Annotated in this window: 13 protein-coding genes and 1 pseudogene; 2 read left to right on the forward strand and 12 right to left on the reverse strand. The window is 44.8% G+C overall.

Annotated features, from left to right (window positions below; translation table 11 throughout):
* Positions 1-245: 245 nt before the first annotated feature.
* Positions 246-410: pseudogene (locus FZD51_RS01200) on the forward strand (hypothetical protein); the annotation flags it as partial.
* A gap of 53 nt (positions 411-463) precedes the next feature.
* Here FZD51_RS01200 and FZD51_RS01205 read toward each other — a convergent pair.
* The 8 genes from FZD51_RS01205 to FZD51_RS01240 all read right to left on the reverse strand — a co-directional run bounded on the left by FZD51_RS01205 (position 464) and on the right by FZD51_RS01240 (position 9,935).
* On the reverse strand, positions 464-1,756 hold the full coding sequence (locus tag FZD51_RS01205; protein ID WP_148973072.1) for a histidine--tRNA ligase: 1,293 nt from the start codon (positions 1,754-1,756) through the stop codon (positions 464-466).
* A 346-nt stretch (positions 1,757-2,102) separates the two neighbouring features.
* Positions 2,103-3,041, reverse strand: a complete 939-nt coding sequence (locus FZD51_RS01210) for a catalase family peroxidase (RefSeq protein ID WP_148973073.1) — start codon at positions 3,039-3,041, stop codon at positions 2,103-2,105.
* 78 nt (positions 3,042-3,119) lie between these two features.
* Complete coding sequence (locus FZD51_RS01215) at positions 3,120-3,854, reverse strand: hypothetical protein (RefSeq protein WP_148973074.1); 735 nt, start codon at positions 3,852-3,854, stop codon at positions 3,120-3,122.
* Positions 3,855-4,225: 371 nt separating this feature from the next.
* A complete protein-coding gene (locus FZD51_RS01220; RefSeq protein ID WP_148973075.1) occupies positions 4,226-5,077 on the reverse strand; it encodes an AraC family transcriptional regulator in 852 nt (283 codons plus the stop codon).
* Positions 5,078-5,268: 191 nt separating this feature from the next.
* Complete coding sequence (locus tag FZD51_RS01225) at positions 5,269-5,784, reverse strand: RNA polymerase sigma factor (protein WP_148973076.1); 516 nt, start codon at positions 5,782-5,784, stop codon at positions 5,269-5,271.
* A gap of 11 nt (positions 5,785-5,795) precedes the next feature.
* Positions 5,796-8,033 carry a sensor histidine kinase gene (locus FZD51_RS01230; RefSeq protein ID WP_262380605.1) on the reverse strand — a complete coding sequence of 746 codons (2,238 nt, stop codon included), beginning with the start codon at positions 8,031-8,033 and terminating at the stop codon, positions 5,796-5,798.
* The gene (locus tag FZD51_RS01235) at positions 8,011-8,703 is read right to left on the reverse strand and encodes a response regulator transcription factor (protein ID WP_148973077.1); all 693 of its coding nucleotides are present in this window, start codon (positions 8,701-8,703) and stop codon (positions 8,011-8,013) included. The genes FZD51_RS01230 and FZD51_RS01235 overlap by 23 nt, the downstream gene beginning before the upstream one ends.
* Before the next feature lie 917 nt (positions 8,704-9,620).
* A complete protein-coding gene (locus FZD51_RS01240) occupies positions 9,621-9,935 on the reverse strand; it encodes a PadR family transcriptional regulator (RefSeq protein ID WP_148973078.1) in 315 nt (104 codons plus the stop codon).
* Positions 9,936-10,085: 150 nt separating this feature from the next.
* On the opposite strand from FZD51_RS01240, the gene FZD51_RS01245 reads away from it, so the two are divergent.
* A complete protein-coding gene (locus tag FZD51_RS01245) occupies positions 10,086-10,859 on the forward strand; it encodes a class I SAM-dependent methyltransferase (RefSeq protein WP_148973079.1) in 774 nt (257 codons plus the stop codon).
* A 56-nt stretch (positions 10,860-10,915) separates the two neighbouring features.
* On the opposite strand, the gene FZD51_RS01250 is transcribed toward FZD51_RS01245, so the two are convergent.
* The 4 genes from FZD51_RS01250 to FZD51_RS01265 are packed head-to-tail and all read right to left on the reverse strand — an operon-like array spanning position 10,916 to position 15,864.
* Complete coding sequence (locus tag FZD51_RS01250; protein ID WP_148973080.1) at positions 10,916-12,619, reverse strand: M56 family metallopeptidase; 1,704 nt, start codon at positions 12,617-12,619, stop codon at positions 10,916-10,918.
* A gap of 12 nt (positions 12,620-12,631) precedes the next feature.
* On the reverse strand, positions 12,632-13,693 hold the full coding sequence (locus FZD51_RS01255; protein ID WP_148973081.1) for a LolA family protein: 1,062 nt from the start codon (positions 13,691-13,693) through the stop codon (positions 12,632-12,634).
* On the reverse strand, positions 13,683-15,158 hold the full coding sequence (locus tag FZD51_RS01260; protein WP_148973082.1) for a HAMP domain-containing sensor histidine kinase: 1,476 nt from the start codon (positions 15,156-15,158) through the stop codon (positions 13,683-13,685). Before FZD51_RS01260 ends, FZD51_RS01255 begins: the two co-directional genes overlap by 11 nt.
* A complete protein-coding gene (locus FZD51_RS01265; RefSeq protein WP_148973083.1) occupies positions 15,148-15,864 on the reverse strand; it encodes a response regulator transcription factor in 717 nt (238 codons plus the stop codon). Before FZD51_RS01265 ends, FZD51_RS01260 begins: the two co-directional genes overlap by 11 nt.
* Positions 15,865-15,965: the final 101 nt, after the last annotated feature.

The following is a 15,965-nucleotide window of genomic DNA, read 5'->3' on the forward strand; positions in this document are numbered from 1 at the left end:
AAATATGAGAAGCTTTTCTACCAGTTTACCACCTCCACTGGCTTTTGGATATTCTCATGTTCAGTATAAGAAATTTTCACTGGGCAAATGTCCATTTTTAAAATTCCCTGCCATAATTGCGGGCAACTGCCCTCCTTCTGCATAGCATACAGAGTAAAAGAGACTGGAGGTTATGCAAAATGAATCCTTATATGGCAATTCCTGAATATGCATATCAGCAGCATGATGAAAGGTTCCTTCCGCTCCTGGCAATCGGTGCAGCTACAGGCGGGTTCGGTTTTGGCCGCCCTGGATGGGGCTATGGCGGTTATGGCTTTGGCTACGGCCGTCCAGGATGGGGCTATGGCAGGCCAGGCTGGGGATATGGACGTCCTGGATGGGGCTATGGTTTCGGACGCCCCGGCTTTTGGTATTAATAAAAATAGGAGAAACATGCAAAGCAGATCTTTGCATGTTTCTTTTTTCAGTCATACTTCTTAAAAACAAATTTCTCGAATGCTTCTTCCCCTGTTTCCATATCCTTTACTTTATACTGGTTATTTGAAACTTCTTCTTCTCCCAGCAGAATCACTTTCCTGATGTTTTCCTTGTTAGCCCTTTCAAGGGCCTTGCTTATTTTGCGGCTGCCTAGCTCCAACTCTACTCTCCACCCTTTTTCACGCAGATACTGTGCAAGAGCAAGGGATTCTTTTGGCGTGTTGATTGGAATGAGATAATAATCTGCCGTACTCTCCCGTTCAGTCCCGGACAAGCTTTGGCTGACCGCGGTAAAAATGGCATCCAATCCAAACGAAATTCCAACCGTGGCAATTTTACTTCCGCTCCCTATGAAGCCGCCGATTGCGTTATCATATCTGCCGCCGCTCCCTATGCTTGAGGCAAGCGATCTGTCAGTGAGGAAGATTTCATATACCGTGCCGGTGTATATGTCCAGGCCTCTTGCTAAAAAAGGATTAAAAACCGCTTTCCCGCCGCAATTCAAATAGGTTAGATAACCTTCCAGCTCCTGCAATTCCTGCAAACCTTCTTTTAAGAGGACGTTTTTATCCTCGATTTCCTTGTAGTAGGCAAGCTCTCCAATATTCGTGTCAGAAATAAAGCCCGCAATTTTTTGAATCGTTTCATACCCGATATCCTTTGCTGCCAGTTCTTCAGAAACCTTCTTCCATCCTGCTTTTTCCAGCTTATCTAGCACAAGGATTGCCTCATTGCGCTTCTCTTCCAGCACGCCAAATTCCTGCAGCAAGCCGGAGAGCAGCTTGCGGTTATTATATTGAATTGTAATATCGAGGCCAATCCTCTGAAAGGCATCGAGTGCCATTACCATCAGCTCGGCTTCAGCAAGCTGGGAATCTGCTCCTGCTATATCAACATCACACTGTGTGAACTCGCGGAGACGTCCTGTTTTTATCGGGCCATCGCGGAAAACTCTGCCGATCTCATACCGCTTGAAAGGAAGCCGTATTCCAGGGTTCATAGCAGCTGCTTTTGCAAATGGGATAGTCAAATCATACCTTAAAGCCAAATCTCTGCCCCCGCGGTCAGACAGCGTATACATCTCCTCAAGAATCTCTGCTCCCCCGCCATACTTAGAAGCGAGAAGTTCAGTATAGTTCAGAATCGGGGTCTCCAACGGTTTGCATCCGTATTGAATGAATACATCCTCCAGCTCTCTTTGAATCCTCCGTCTTACAATCTCTTCTTCAGGCAAATAATCTTTAGTTCCTTTTACATTTTGATAATCCATCTTTTTCATCAGTTATTCCTCCAGAATAAGATTTAGAGATGATCCTCACCCTTTTAAAAATACAAAAAAACCGCACTCTTTTAAGTGGATACTTAAAAAAATGCGGTTCATGATTAATAGCCTTCCTATTTGCGATTTTTAAAAATCGATAGCAAGGCTAGTTTTTATGATGATGGTTTTGTGAAAATGGACAACAGCTTCTATCCGGCTGCATAAGGATCACCTCTAATTTCCATATAATGTAGCATAGAGGAATAAAAATATCAACCTGATTTTAACGGGGGATATAAAAAACGGCGGATGCACTCACCTTCTATGATTAAGCAGAAAAAAAGCTGCCTTTACAGCAGCCCGTTTACAGCCCTTCCTTCTTCTCGCTTTCACGCCTCTTCCTCGATTCATGGTAGGCTTCATGCCGGAAATGGAGGATAGGATCTTCGCTGCATTCAATGCCTTCAGGTAGGATGGTTGGATCAAAAAACTCTTCATTTGAATCTTCGAGCCTGCGGGTGACCGTCAGCTCCCCAACCGCAATTTTTTGCCTGTTTCCCGGCCACAGCACTGTAGGATCATCTGTCGGGTCATCTTTTTCTCCCAGCTGCACAGATAATGTAAAGCGGACTGGACCTTTTGCCAGCCTATCCTCCAGCTCTGTTTCGAGGTATGTTTCCCCAAGATGGCCGGCTGCTTCTTTTTTTGTATACATGCTGACGCCTTCTTCCGGCTCCCAGATGAATTTAACCGCCTGCCGTCCTCCCTCCCCAGTGGTGAGGTAAAAGGCATGGATAGAATAGTAAGGAGCTGCCGCATAGCTTGCAGGCAGCCTTACTTCCCGGATCAATTCAATGAACGCCTTGCTTTCAGGAAAATCCTTTGCAATGCCTGCTAATGATTTAAGATCAGGCTTCCCCTTTCGTATAGAGGCAAACAGCTCAATGATTTTGGTGAAGGATTCAGGGGTTTTTGCAAAGAACAGCGGAACAGTCGTGCATACAAGGTTTGTAACATCTCCGTCTGGCAGCTGGAATTGAACTGCCATTCCTTTAGGAGGAGTCAGCGCATCACTGTGCCCGAGATTGGTCGAGCTGTTGGAAAAACGGACGACAGCCGGCACTTCACTGCCCTGCAGATGAGGGGCAGACGTCAAATAGGCGGCCTTTCCGTTTGGCTTAAAGATTCCTTCATACGAGATTCCCCGTGCATGTGCCCTTTTGCGGCCAGGGAACTTACCGGCTGCTCCTTCAATACTGTCTATGGCACGTCCGGCAAGATCAGTCTTTTTAATGCTATCCATTATTTAGCCCCCTTTTCCTGATCGATTACTCTATTCTTCCCCTGACCCGGCTACTAGAAACAAATGGGTGTGTGTTTTTTAAATGACCATAAGAAGGACTGAATATCCGGCAAGGCCGATGCAGAATGCCGCAAAGCTGCTTTCCCGCTCTTCCGGAAGCTCTTCCTTCAGCACATTCAGTACAACTCCTCCAGCCAGGAAAGCGACCAGGATTGAAATGATCAGCTCATGAACTTCCATAACCGCTCCAATCATCCAGCCGAGCAGAATTGCTGCAGTAAGGAGCATTCGGCCGTATTTGTCATAAACTTCCCGGTGATCCCGCCTTAGCCCCCTGTCATTGGTGATGAAATGGATGCTTAAAGCTATAAAATAAAAAAACATGCCCCAAGGGCTTTCAAATTCCTCTCTTATGAGGAGATAGCCGATGATGCTGTTGTAAATAAAAAAAGATCCGATGTGAATCCAGAACACGCCTGCCGATGTCTGGTTTTCCGTCTTGTCTTTTTTCTTCTTTTTCGAAACCTTCACAATCCGTTCAAGGCCATAGAATATCGCCAGCCCGATCATGGCAATCAGGTAAATATGATTCTCAATATATCTTCCTGCATCCGTCCCGATCGAATCCTCGAGGCTCTCCTGATAGCCATTCAATTCCGGCAGCAAATGCAGGAACACATATGCAACCGCAATGCCGCCGGCTATGGAAAGGATCCGGCTTCTTGGGGTTTCTTCGATAAAATTCATATATTTGGAGGAAAAATGGATGAGCGCAAAACCGATGGCAAAAAGCATGCTGAGCCAAAAGAGCATAAGATCATTCCTTTTTTAGTTTGGTGTCTGTTTCGGGCTTACTGGGCTGCGGGACGGCAGGTTTGCTTGGATGGGCAGCAGCTGGCTGAACATGTGAATTGGTAGAATATTTTTTGAAATGGTAGATTATCTGCTGAAAACGGTAGATTATCCGTTGAAATGATTGAATTATTTATTGATTAGATGGAATTAACTGCCGAATTAATTAAATAGCCAGCTGAACCTATAAAAAAACCAATAAGATACTAGATTTATCACAAACCACAAGATTCCCGCAGCCTAATATTCCATAACCTGACTCCAGACAGTCTAAACACCCTTCTTTACGCAAAAAAAAGAGCAGCTTTCTGCCGCTCTTTCGCTACATCTGTTTATTTTACCGGTATCCAGATCTCAGAATAGCAGTCCGTGCTGTAAGGATCACCGTCATTGTAGACTTCCAGCTCTGGTGTCCCGGCATGCTCGTACGGATTGGAAGGGAACCACTCTGAGAAGATTTGCTTCCAGGTATTCTGCATAGCATCAGGCATCTCTCCATGCACCTCAAAAACAGCCCATTTGGAGGCAGGAATGATCAGCTCTTCTAATCCTTCCTGCTTCTCGCCTTTGCACTCTGCCGCGATCCAATAGTCCATCTTCGGCTCTCCGGTCTCACCCCTTTTATCGACACAAATTCCAAGAACATGTTTGTTCAGCGTGAAAAGGATTTTATTGATTCCGTCTTCATGCACCTGCTTCCACATTTGTGGAATGCCTTTGAAATTCTCTCCGTTTTCCATGGAAAATTCCTTCCTGATCCCTGCCGCTGTAAAGCTTTCTTTTTCAATGATTTTATACTTCATTGGTTCCGCTCCCTTCAAGGTTACCTGTATGACCAGGCGATTATAGGCGTTCAGCTGTCCAGCCTTTTTCCGCGCATCGGATGGTGTCAGCCCATGCTGGCGGCGGAAGGCTTTCGCGAACGCCTCGGGAGTGTCATAGCCATATTTCAGGGCGATATCGATGACCTTTTGATCTGATGCTATAAGCTCCTGTGCTGCAAGCGTCAGCCTCCTTTTCCGCAGGTATTCACCAATCGACATATCTGTCAGCACCGAAAATGTCCGCTGAAAATGGAAGGAAGAAGCATTTGCCTGCAAGGCAATATCCTCAACTGAAATATCATCCAGGAGGTGTTCCTCCATATAATCGATCGCTTTTTGCAGCCCCTCGGCCCATCCCATATCGCTCACTCCCTGCTTTTATTGTAGCAGCTGATCATGCTGGCATCCTGTCAATTCTTGCTCTTTGATGACAGCAATTTCTATTCTGAATCTATTCTATGTAAAGTAGAGATTTCCCTTTTGCAAGCGTGAAGATTTCTCTCTAAATGGAAGACAAAAGGAGCCTCCGGTGAAGCTCCTTTTGTCTTGTTCTACATATTTGCTAATCCGATAAAAAGAGGCTTCAATCTTTTCCTCGCCCTGTACAATCTTGTTTTTACTGTGCATGGCTTCAGATTAAGCATTTCTGCAATCTCTTTTTCCTTCAGTCCCTTGCTTGCTTTAAGATGCAGGATATCTCTGTAGCCATCCCCCAGCGTATTAATCGCCCGATTGATCTGCGCCTCCATCAGCTGGGCCTCTACCATGCTGTCAACCGCTTCGCTCTTAACATTGCCCAAAGCTTCGATTGCCTCTATTTCCATGGGCTGGCAGCTTTTCTTCCGTTCCCTGCGTACAAAATCAATTGCTGTTCTGGCTGCAGTAACAGACAGCCACGCTCCCAGCTTTTTTTTGTCTGTAATGGTGTGTGCCTTATTGAGTGCCTTAATGAATGTTTCCTGGACTGCATCTTCGGCTAAATAAGAGTCTCTTGTAATAGAATAGCTGATATGGAAGAGCCTTTTTTTATGAGTTTCATATGAGTTTGCTATTTCTGCCCCAGTCATTTTTCCACCCCTTACCCCTCCAACGGCAGTATAAGAATTACCTTGAAAAGATCGCCATCTGTCCCGATTTCAAGCTCCCCTTCATGTAAATCAATGATCGATTTGGCGATGGCCAGCCCCAGGCCTGATCCATCAGTATGGCGTGATTCATCTCCCCGTTTGAATCTCTCGGACAGCTCTTCTGCGTTATCATTAAGCTCATATTTGGAAACATTCTTGAAAGTGATTTCCGCTTTTCGGCCCGTCTCCCGGATAGAGATATACACACGGCTGTTTTCCAGTGAATATTTCAGGATATTGCCGATCAGATTATCAAATACACGCCAGATTTTTTGTCCATCAACCATCGCAGCCAGCGGTTTGTCAGGTTTTGTGACCCGGAAATTCAGGCTTGATCCCTGGATCATTTCATCATATTCTCCGAGGGACTGCTGAAGAAGCTGGACAAGGTCTGCTTTCGTTTTGGCGAGCTCGATATTTCCGCTTGCCATTTTGCTTACTTCAAACAAATCCTCAATCAGGACCTTCAGCCTTTGCGATTTGCGGTCTATGATTTCAAGGTACGCCTCCCTCTCATCCGGCTCAATGCGTTCCTGCTTCAAAAGCTCTGTATAAGTGATAATTGATGTCAAAGGAGTCCGGAGATCATGGCTCACATTCGTGATAAGCTCTGTTTTCAAACGCTCGCTTTTGGCTTCCTGGCTTTGGGAAGTCCGGACTGCCTCCTTTAGTCTATTTACATTGGCAGCATGGTCAGCCAGGACAGATCTCCCTGCAACTTCCAGATCAGGACCCAGATTTCCCGAAGACAGTTCCTCCGTATATTGGACGATGCGGTTAAAATAGCCGATCTTTTTTACAAGGCTCATGGCAATCCGCGTGCCCAGACCAAAGAGAATGATAAGATACACTATGATAAATATTGGATCTATAAGAATGATGATGGAAAGGGCTCCCATAGCAAACACGAGGATGAACATGATGAGCATTTTGGTGCCTGTGCTTCTATTGATGAATGCATCTTCCAAAGCCCGATTAGATTTTGTATATATCTTCTTTGAAAGGATGCTTCCCTCATACAGCAAGCTATTCTGCCAATCCTCCCTGGTCCGCTTCCCATTCTTTAAGACAGCGTAAAGGTAGTTCCACTGTAAAATCACCAGTCCCCATAAAGCAGCGGCAGCAGGAAAAAATATAATCAATTCCAGCTGATCATAAGGAACATCTACCATATTCATGGTGGTGTCTATAATAACTGACATGCAAGTCATTGCACCTATTGCAGAAAGCAGGAGAAAAATAATCCGGGAGTCGATCGGCAGCCTGTTATAATATGGCTCCAATCTTCCCATTTCCATTTTTAAAGCTATCGACCTGCGTGTGATTATGATCCAAAGAACCAAGGCTGCCAACCCTGCTGCTGAAAGGATAGCCAGCACCATCTGATCCCTTTTATATGCCTGGTTATCATAAAAAAAGGAATTGGCAGGGCCTATTTGGGCGGCAACAGCAAATTTCCCTTCATAATCACCCATCGAACTCAAAAGGGGGTCAATCATAGTGGTCTCACGGGGCAAACTGTAGAAGAATAAATCTGATCCAATGTAATAATTAGTTGCATACTGAACCTTATCACCGCGAAAATACTCTTCTGCTGTTTCACCGCTCTTTAAATGAATATTCGTATAAACCTTTCCAGTTCGGTCGTTTTTAAAATAATATAGTAAGTTTCTCTTGACCCTTTGATAATCTTCCCGATACTGTTCTCTCTGTTTAAATAGTGCTTCAAGCTTTTCTTCCTTTTCCTTGACTACCTTAGGCCTCACATGGTCATCACTTTGGAAGTTTTTGGTGATATCAGCTATTTTTTCATCCCGTTCCTTGACGAAAGCTTCCTCGGCTTCTTCATTGCCGGCATCAATGGCACCCTGGATGACCCCTTCGTACTGTGACTTGATATTTTCTACCTGAGATGGCAGGGATCCATATCTTGTACGATGCTCTTCAATATCGGCAACAGATACTGTTATTTCATCTTTTGCTTCTTCCAATGTGATATCGTAGAGCTCCAACATACTTAAATAACCGGCTGCTTCATCAATAGAATATCTGAAATTGTTTGTATGAAAATAATCACGATGAGAATAATTGCTTGCTAAAAGAAAAGCTGAAAGCACCCCATTAATGAAAAGGGTGAACAAAAGTGCCCATACTCCAATCATCAGCCTACCTTTCCATCTTGTATCCAACTCCCCAAACCACCTTTAAATATCTTGGATTTTTTGCATCGATCTCTATCTTTTCCCGTATTTTCCTGATATGTACGGCAACCGTATTTTCAGCATTATAACCCGGTTCCTTCCAGACTAATTCATAAATTTCCTGGATGGAAAATACCCGGCCGGCATTGAGCATCAGCAGCTCTACGATTTTATATTCTATCGGTGTAAGCTTGACAGGCTCGCCATTGACCTTGACTTCCTTTGTTTCCTTTTCAAGCGTCAGGCCATTCAAATCCACGACTTTTCTGATGCCTTCAAAAGTCCCGAATGACACATATCTTCTCAGCTGTGACTTGACCCTTGCGACCAGTTCCATAGGATTGAAAGGCTTGGTTATATAGTCATCAGCCCCGACCTGCAGCCCCAGGATCTTGTCGGTATCCTCGCTTTTCGCGCTCAGGATGATAATCGGGATATTCTTTTTCTCCCTGATTTTATAAGTTGCTGAAATGCCGTCCAGATTCGGCATCATCACATCCAGGACGATCAGATGGATCTGATGTTCATTGAGCATCTCGAGCGCTTCAATGCCATCGCCAGCCTTCAGCACCTTAATTCCTTCGTTTTTTAAATAAATCTCAATCGCGTCCCGGATTTCTTTTTCATCATCTACCACAAGTACATTATAATTTTCCATTCTCCTATTCCTACCTTCTTAGCAGCTGCTTATGTATCTATCATAAAGCGCAAATCTTAATATTCCTTTTATAAATATCTTAATATTTTCTTAATATTGGATGTTGCTTCCACTATTGTATACTAGAAACCTAGCGGTGAACGCAGCGAATAGAAAAAAGCCGCCGGGTGGCAGCTTAAGTGAAAGATAACGTATATAAGGTGAAAGCAAGTTCCTCCAGTGACTAATTGATCATGATTTCCCTTTATGGTTAAAATGGGCCCCTTTCGCTGGGCTGCTGTATATCTTTGCAATAGGATTCAGGCCGGCCTTTCAAGCAATAAAAAGCTTAACATGTTTTTGGGAAGTGATTCTGCTCCGACCACTATTTTTCTTTTTACACGAAATAGCGGTTCCAGCTTCTCCGGCTGGGACCACTATTTTTTTATTTACAGCAAATAGTGGTTCCAGCTTCTCCGGCTGGGTCCACTATTTTTCTATTTACAGTAAATAGTGGTTCCAGCTACTCCGGCTGGGACCACTATTTTCCCATTTACAGCAAATAGTGGTTCCAGCTACTCCGGCTGGGTCCACTATTTTTCTATTTACAGCAAATAGCGGTTCCAGCTTCTCCGGCTGGGTCCACTATCTTTCTATTTACAGTAAATAGTGGTTCCAGCTACTCCGGCTGGGACCACTATTATTCTTTTTACAGCAAATAGTGGTTCCAGCCCCTCCGCTTGTAATCACCATCCCTCTTTCTTACAAAATCACCCTTACATTTCCTCCTTCCGCTAGCGGTCCCAGCACTTCCATAATGACTAAGGACAATGGTTTTCCTTAATACTTCAAACTCCCCGAATCCTTCGTTTCCCGGTAGAGCCGCTCCGCTTTTGCACTGAATACGAGATATAAGATGAGCATGACATGTTCTCCTCCTATTCTTTTAACGCTTCCTCCGTGATCCTGGTCATATGCTGCATTCTTTGAAAATCCAGAATCAGCATTTCCTTTCCTTTATCGCTGATGACGAATACCTTCCGCCTGCTGTCATCGCTTTTCACAGGCTGAATGAATTTCAGCTTCTGCAGATTTTCCAATGCTCCATACAATGTACCTGCCGCCATCCTGACTTCCCCGCCGCTCAGCTCTTCTACCTTCTGAATGATAATGTAGCCGTGTGCCGGTTCGAGCAATGATAATAAAATATAATAAACCGTTTCTGTAAGCGGGAGATGCTTATCTCTTTTCATATTGCCCTCCTCTTTATTCAGTTCAACTGTATAGTTATACAGTCAAACTGAATAATCCAACTGTATACTTCCCTATTTTTCCATAAAACAGGAAAACCGCCACAACCTGCAGAAAACATACTTAGTGACTGCCACAAAGGAGGAAACAAATTGACAACACTCACTTCTATTCAGGGCTGGCTGGCACCCCATTCAATCGAATGGTATGAACAGCTCGGCAGATTGGAAGGAAAATATGTTTATCCTTGGGATTCATACATTAATGAGCCTAATGGAGAATCTATATTTGACAGCGAGGCTGAAAAATTGTCGGTCAATCAGAAAGTCCTTGACGTGGGGTGCGGGGAAGGCCGGTTTACCATGCACTGTGCCTCATTTGCCAAGGAAATTGTGGGGGTTGATGCAGCAGAGACTTTTATTATGGAAGGGCATCGACAGCGGAAGCCTAATGTATCTTTTATTATTGCAAATACAAAAAGCGGCCTGCCATTTGCCAATAAGGAATTTGATTTTGCCTATATTAGAAAAGGACCCACTTCTGCTTACCCTCTTTTAAAGAGAGCGGTGAAAGACGGCGGACACATTCTGGGCCTTCATCCGGGCGACAGTCAGGGCCTGGAATTGCCTGGCTTGTTTCCGTTTCTATTTGAAGAAAAAACGGGTACTCCCATTCTAAAAGGTCTGGAGAATCGTGCAGAGAATTCCAATTTTACGAATGCGGCAATTGAAGAGGTTTCCAGTATTGAATATCTCAAGTCACCGCAGGACGTTATCAGACTGGCCTGCTTCGGACAGCTGCCATCTATAGCAGCATTCGTTAAGGAAAAATACGGCTCTGAAGTCACCACGATTTTCAATCTGCATGCAGCTTCCGGAGGATTGGCCATTACTCATTCCAGATATATCGTCAGGGCAGTTGTTTGACTGAATAAAAAAATGACCTGTGCTTTGTTATTAAGAAAGTACAGGTCATTCATACCTTATCTTGTAAAAGACTCTCTCATCCTGTCAGCGGCCCATCTCTTGATCATCCCTTTAGGGGAAGAGCTGTTTTTCAAGGTTTGCACACGCCAATACATCGGCGGATGGGGCATGAACTGGAATTCAATGAGGCGCCAGATGAGCTTGTCGCGTTCAAGTGAGGAGATGACTCTCCTTTTTTCATCTTTAGCCGCACGGTATTCGGCTGACTGATTAACTTCATGGTCCTGCCTTTCTGCCAGATCTGCAAGCCCGCCAGCCATCTGACTATAGCCCCCCTCAAGAAGCTGCGCACCCAGCTGGTCTGCTCTTACTTCCATCCACTGTGAAATAAAAGATTGATAGATAGGCAGAAACATCATGAGGAGCCAGACGCCGATAAAAACTGGAACAGGATATTCCGAAATATCAGGAACCCTGTCTAACAGAAGCCAGACGCCTGATCCCAGCAGCAAAAAGTAGGCAATCCTCCATATTTGCGACCACAGTACGTCCCTCTTTTTGACATGTATGGCTTCGTGGGCAAGAATGCTTTCTATGCTTGATGGGGGCAGAGATAATGTAGCTGTTGTTATTGTTACCATCCCTCGTCCAATATTCATGCCAGTGGCAAGGCCATTATATTGCGGAGAGTCCGTTTCATAGACCTTTACACCCGGAATCCCCGCCTTTGCAAAAATCCTCTCAGCCATCTGCCTGATTTCTGCATTTTCAATTTCCTTTGCGTCCATCGCTATTTTCAAAACTCTATCAGACAGGTATAAATTGATGAGCCAATACAGGAATGCTGAGGCTGCAATGGCCCAAGAGTCCGCCTCCAGGAAATAGAGGACAAGAATGATCGATGTGTATGCTGAAATTCCTTTGACTGTGACTGCATAGTAAAGCTTTCCCGCCAGCCGCTTCAAATTTTTCCAGTGGTAAAGAGGCAGAACAGCTGCAGCTTCTTTTCCTGTTTGACATTCCGGATAGCAGCTGATCATTTCTTTCAGCCTGTCTGTATCGGCTATATTAAGGTAGATCGTTTCATTTGCAGCCCCTAAACGCTGAACTTGCCCCAGACTGGTTGTAAAATCGCTGTTTGAAGTAAAAAGAGTCAGCAGGGGGTGCAGCCTCAGAATATCTGCCGCTTCTTCTTCCCTGTATTCTTTCAAAGCATCCAGAGGCAGCTCTCGGCAATCGAGCTTAGAAACAATGAACAGCATATTGTTTTCTTCAGAAAAATAGATTTTTAAAGTAATAAAGACTATTACACGTTTTCCCAGTTCAGCCACTGCAGCTATTAGGCCGAAAAGGAGGAACACCTTAAGCGGACTGGCCTCAGGGCCATATATCAGAAACAAAATGGCACCCAGAAAGACGGCCAGGCTGATTAGAATATCAGTCCAGATTCTTGCTGCATTCCGGATGACCATCCATTCTTCCGCCTCTATCCTGTCCAGCTCCTCTTTAAGCTCCCGGTACTTTCTATAGCCGATTCCAGCCAGAAAAAGGGAGAAATAGGCAGTGGAAAGAAGGGAAATCAGCAAAAGGCTATCCAGAAATCCATTTTTATAAATCATCCAGCCGATAGAAGCAGCAGCCAGCAGGATTTCAGCAGCAGCTGCCCATTTTCGGTGATTGATCCCGATCAGCAGACCGATTCCGGCAATGGCAAATCCCCAAAATATCGGAACCAGCATTTCAGTTATACTAGGCAGCATGATTCTCCTCCTTTAGCTGACAGGCTCCATGCCTTCAAGTTCCTTAATGACTTCCTCTTTGCTTAAATCAGGATGTTCAATCATCAGCACATAGCGGAGTCCCTCTTCATCCCAGCTGATCATGCGGAGTTCTTCCTCAAAAGAACCAGCTGTATTCCTTACAGTGACTTCCTCTCCGCCAAGATCCATGCCCTCTCCTTCAGGAACCGGGAATGTTGAAATGCTGAAGCTTGGAATATCGTCTTTGCTATAATAAGCAGTCACCTCGGTCCGTGCCAATTCTCCGCCAAGCTCTGTCCATTCAATTCTTTCCAGGCTTTCTTCCAGGATCAGAATTGGCATGCCCAGCTTTTCTGCAGCCTGCTCTGCAGTGCCCTCAGTTGCTTCCATACTGGAATCAATCGATACGATCTCTACATCTTTGGGGAAATCTGCCTTAAATTCATCAGCAGCAAAGTCCGGGGAAAAATCAACACTTTCATAGATGACTTCTGTCCGGTTATCCCCTGAATGAGAAACCGACTTAACCGGAAACCAGTTTTTTTTGTCAACCCAGAATTCCATATCGCCAAGCAGGTTCTCCTTTGATTTGGCATTGATTTTTAAATGGTAAACATCCCTTCCGATCATCTCTTCTTCCCCGGCAACTTCATATGAATGGGTGCCGCTGAGATTTTCGAGCATACCGGTGATCTGCTCTTTTTGAGTGGTGGCGGCTGGAAGCTCTGCTCCACTGATGTCTATGGTTTGTGCCGTCTTGCTTCCTTCCTCAAAGCTGATGAGCTGTTTGCCGTCATTAATGGCAATGAACCTCTTCCCATTCTCCCCGCTATTCTCTATAATGATTTTTCTTTTACCGTCCTTGTCTGCATATTCTTCAAAAGAAGCATTCTCAGTTAGTTCTCCATCACTATATATTTTGTAAAATCCTTTTCCAAAATAAGCTGCCGGTTCTTTTCCGGACTCCAGTACATTGGAAACGATCTCATCTGAAGAAACATTGATGCTACCGCTGCAGCCTGATAGAATCATGACCGCTGCACCTGCTGCTGTTATCATCTTTTTAAATCTCATTATTGGTTTCCTTCCTTTCTCTAATCCAGCAGGCAAAAAGGGTTCCATCACCTTCACTGGACCATACACTGATTTTTCCTTCATGCTGCTCCAACAGCATTTTGCTGATGCTCAGCCCGATACCTGAGCTTCCTCCCCGTGCCCTAGAGTCTTCACCCTGGACAAACGGGAGGAAAATCGTTTTCTGCAGGTGTTCCGGGATATAGCTTCCTTCATTTTGTACCAGGAGTATGGCTCCATCTTTTCTCCACTCTTCCAGTTCCTCTCTAAATGGAAGGTAAACAGCATCAGGCAGTGATTCATTTTCAGAGACAGCTGCTGCCAGGATGGAGCTGCCTTCACCAGTATGCCGGATGGCGTTTGCCATTAGATTGTCAGCTATCCTTATCATTTGGCTTGCATTCAGCATGTACATCCCGCTGACCTTTGTTTCCACTTGCAGCCTGATTCCTTTTTTTAGGCAGGGCTCTTCAAATCCGGACAATAGATATTCAAAAAACTCTTCACCCTCCACCTCTGCCAATTCAATTCTTTTCTGGCCGGTCTGCAGGGATGCATAAAGGGCGAGATCATCGATCAGCTGCTTCATGTAGCCGAGCTTCTCCAGCAGTATTTCTTTATATTCACTGCTTTCCTCTGCACTTAATGGCCGGCTGCCAGTCAATGCTTCTGCATAGGCCTGGATAACAGTGAGCGGTGTTTTCATATCATGTGATAATGCTGCTAATATAAATTCCTTTTCTTTTTGCTGCTGAATGATTTCCTCCCGGGACTTCTCCAGCTGGGCCTTCATTTGATAGAAGCCTTCGTAAAGTGCACCAATTTCATCTCCTGCAGCCTTTTCCTTTTCAATTGGCATCCCGCCGGCAAAACGTTCCATCTGGTTTTCCAGCCGCTGCAGGGGACGATTCAGCTTTCTGTTTATCAGGACCGCTGCTGCTGCATATACTGCGAGCAGGAAGCCTGCTAATGACGCCCCGTAAAGGAGGGTGCGGTTTTCAACGCCTTCCATCCAGGTCTGTCTGGCAAAGGTGACCTCATATATCCCTATCAAATTGCCATCCTCAAATACCGGTTTTTTCACCACATAAGATCTCATGTTTTTTTCCATTTCATTGAGCCCTTTATACAGATCTTCCGGCCTTCTTTGCTGGAGCCTGTTCATTGACAGGTCTTCAAGGGAGGAAAAAAGAGAGATTCCATCCGGGCGGTAAAGAGAAATTTTCAGCTTATCACTGGAAAGCTGTTTGATTTCTTCGTACCGGCTGGCCGGCTGGATCTGATAAAGATCATTGCTATCCAGTTTGGGGCTGAGCTCCTGCATTTTTTGCTGCACTTCCATGTATTCCGTAATATCTCTTTGTTTGTCCCACTCAGATATGCTCGAGTACAGCAGAAAAAGAAAGAGCAGCGGAAGCAGCATCACTGCGAGATAACTGATTCTGAGCCAGGTTTTAATTTTCATCCTTTTCTTCTCCAATGAAACGGTAGCCGGAGCCCCATACAGTCTGGACGAAAACAGCTGACCTGGAAGTATCCTTCAGCTTGCTGCGCAGGCTTTTGATATGCACGGTTACCGTATTGCTTGCAGAAATATCCTCCTGTTTCCAGACCATTTCAAGCAGAGCTTCTTTCGAAAAAGTTTCAAACGGATTTTTAGCCAGGAGCTGAAGCAGCTCATATTCCTTTGCAGTCAAATTCAGCAATTGACCGTCCAAGTGAACAACTTTTTGAGAAAAGTCGATTGAAAGGCCATTTTGATAGACATTCAACTGGCTGGTATCATGTACTCCCTGATATCTTCTGTACCTGCGTAAATGGGAAGAAATTCTGGCACTCAGCTCTTCAAGGCTGAACGGCTTTGTGATATAGTCATCCGCTCCCAGGTTCAAGCCTTTCACCTTGCTTTCATCTTCCGACCTTGCACTGATGATCAGCATCGGAATATCATGTGTTTTCCGGATGGTGCGCAGCAGCGTGAAACCGTCCAGCTCAGGAAGCATAAGATCGACAATCACAAGATCGAAGTCCTCCGAAGCAAATTCCTCCAGCCCCTCTTTTCCGGTAGATGCCCATGCCACACTGAAACCATCCTTACGTAAGTGATCACAAATGATTTTGGCGATCTGCCCATCATCCTCCACGAGCAGCAGCCTTGCTTGCTTTGCCATATGCCCCTCCCCTTCCAGTCCATTATAAAAAATGATACATATATCTAAGAAAACTTTATAAACACTTCATAATTTCAATAAAAATAAAACTGCCAGGCCCA

Origin of the sequence: Bacillus infantis (assembly GCF_008180445.1) — a bacterium.
Lineage (GTDB): Bacteria > Bacillota > Bacilli > Bacillales > Cytobacillaceae > Bacillus_AB > Bacillus_AB infantis_B.

Coding starts and splice junctions, on each gene's coding strand:
- FZD51_RS01205 (WP_148973072.1), bottom strand. CDS start 1,756: ATGAAAAAGATGGATTATCAAAATGTAAAAGGAACTAAAGATTATTTG.
- FZD51_RS01210 (WP_148973073.1), bottom strand. CDS start 3,041: ATGGATAGCATTAAAAAGACTGATCTTGCCGGACGTGCCATAGACAGT.
- FZD51_RS01215 (WP_148973074.1), bottom strand. CDS start 3,854: ATGCTCTTTTGGCTCAGCATGCTTTTTGCCATCGGTTTTGCGCTCATC.
- FZD51_RS01220 (WP_148973075.1), bottom strand. CDS start 5,077: ATGGGATGGGCCGAGGGGCTGCAAAAAGCGATCGATTATATGGAGGAA.
- FZD51_RS01225 (WP_148973076.1), bottom strand. CDS start 5,784: ATGACTGGGGCAGAAATAGCAAACTCATATGAAACTCATAAAAAAAGG.
- FZD51_RS01235 (WP_148973077.1), bottom strand. CDS start 8,703: ATGGAAAATTATAATGTACTTGTGGTAGATGATGAAAAAGAAATCCGG.
- FZD51_RS01240 (WP_148973078.1), bottom strand. CDS start 9,935: ATGAAAAGAGATAAGCATCTCCCGCTTACAGAAACGGTTTATTATATT.
- FZD51_RS01250 (WP_148973080.1), bottom strand. CDS start 12,619: ATGCTGCCTAGTATAACTGAAATGCTGGTTCCGATATTTTGGGGATTT.
- FZD51_RS01255 (WP_148973081.1), bottom strand. CDS start 13,693: ATGAGATTTAAAAAGATGATAACAGCAGCAGGTGCAGCGGTCATGATT.
- FZD51_RS01260 (WP_148973082.1), bottom strand. CDS start 15,158: ATGAAAATTAAAACCTGGCTCAGAATCAGTTATCTCGCAGTGATGCTG.
- FZD51_RS01265 (WP_148973083.1), bottom strand. CDS start 15,864: ATGGCAAAGCAAGCAAGGCTGCTGCTCGTGGAGGATGATGGGCAGATC.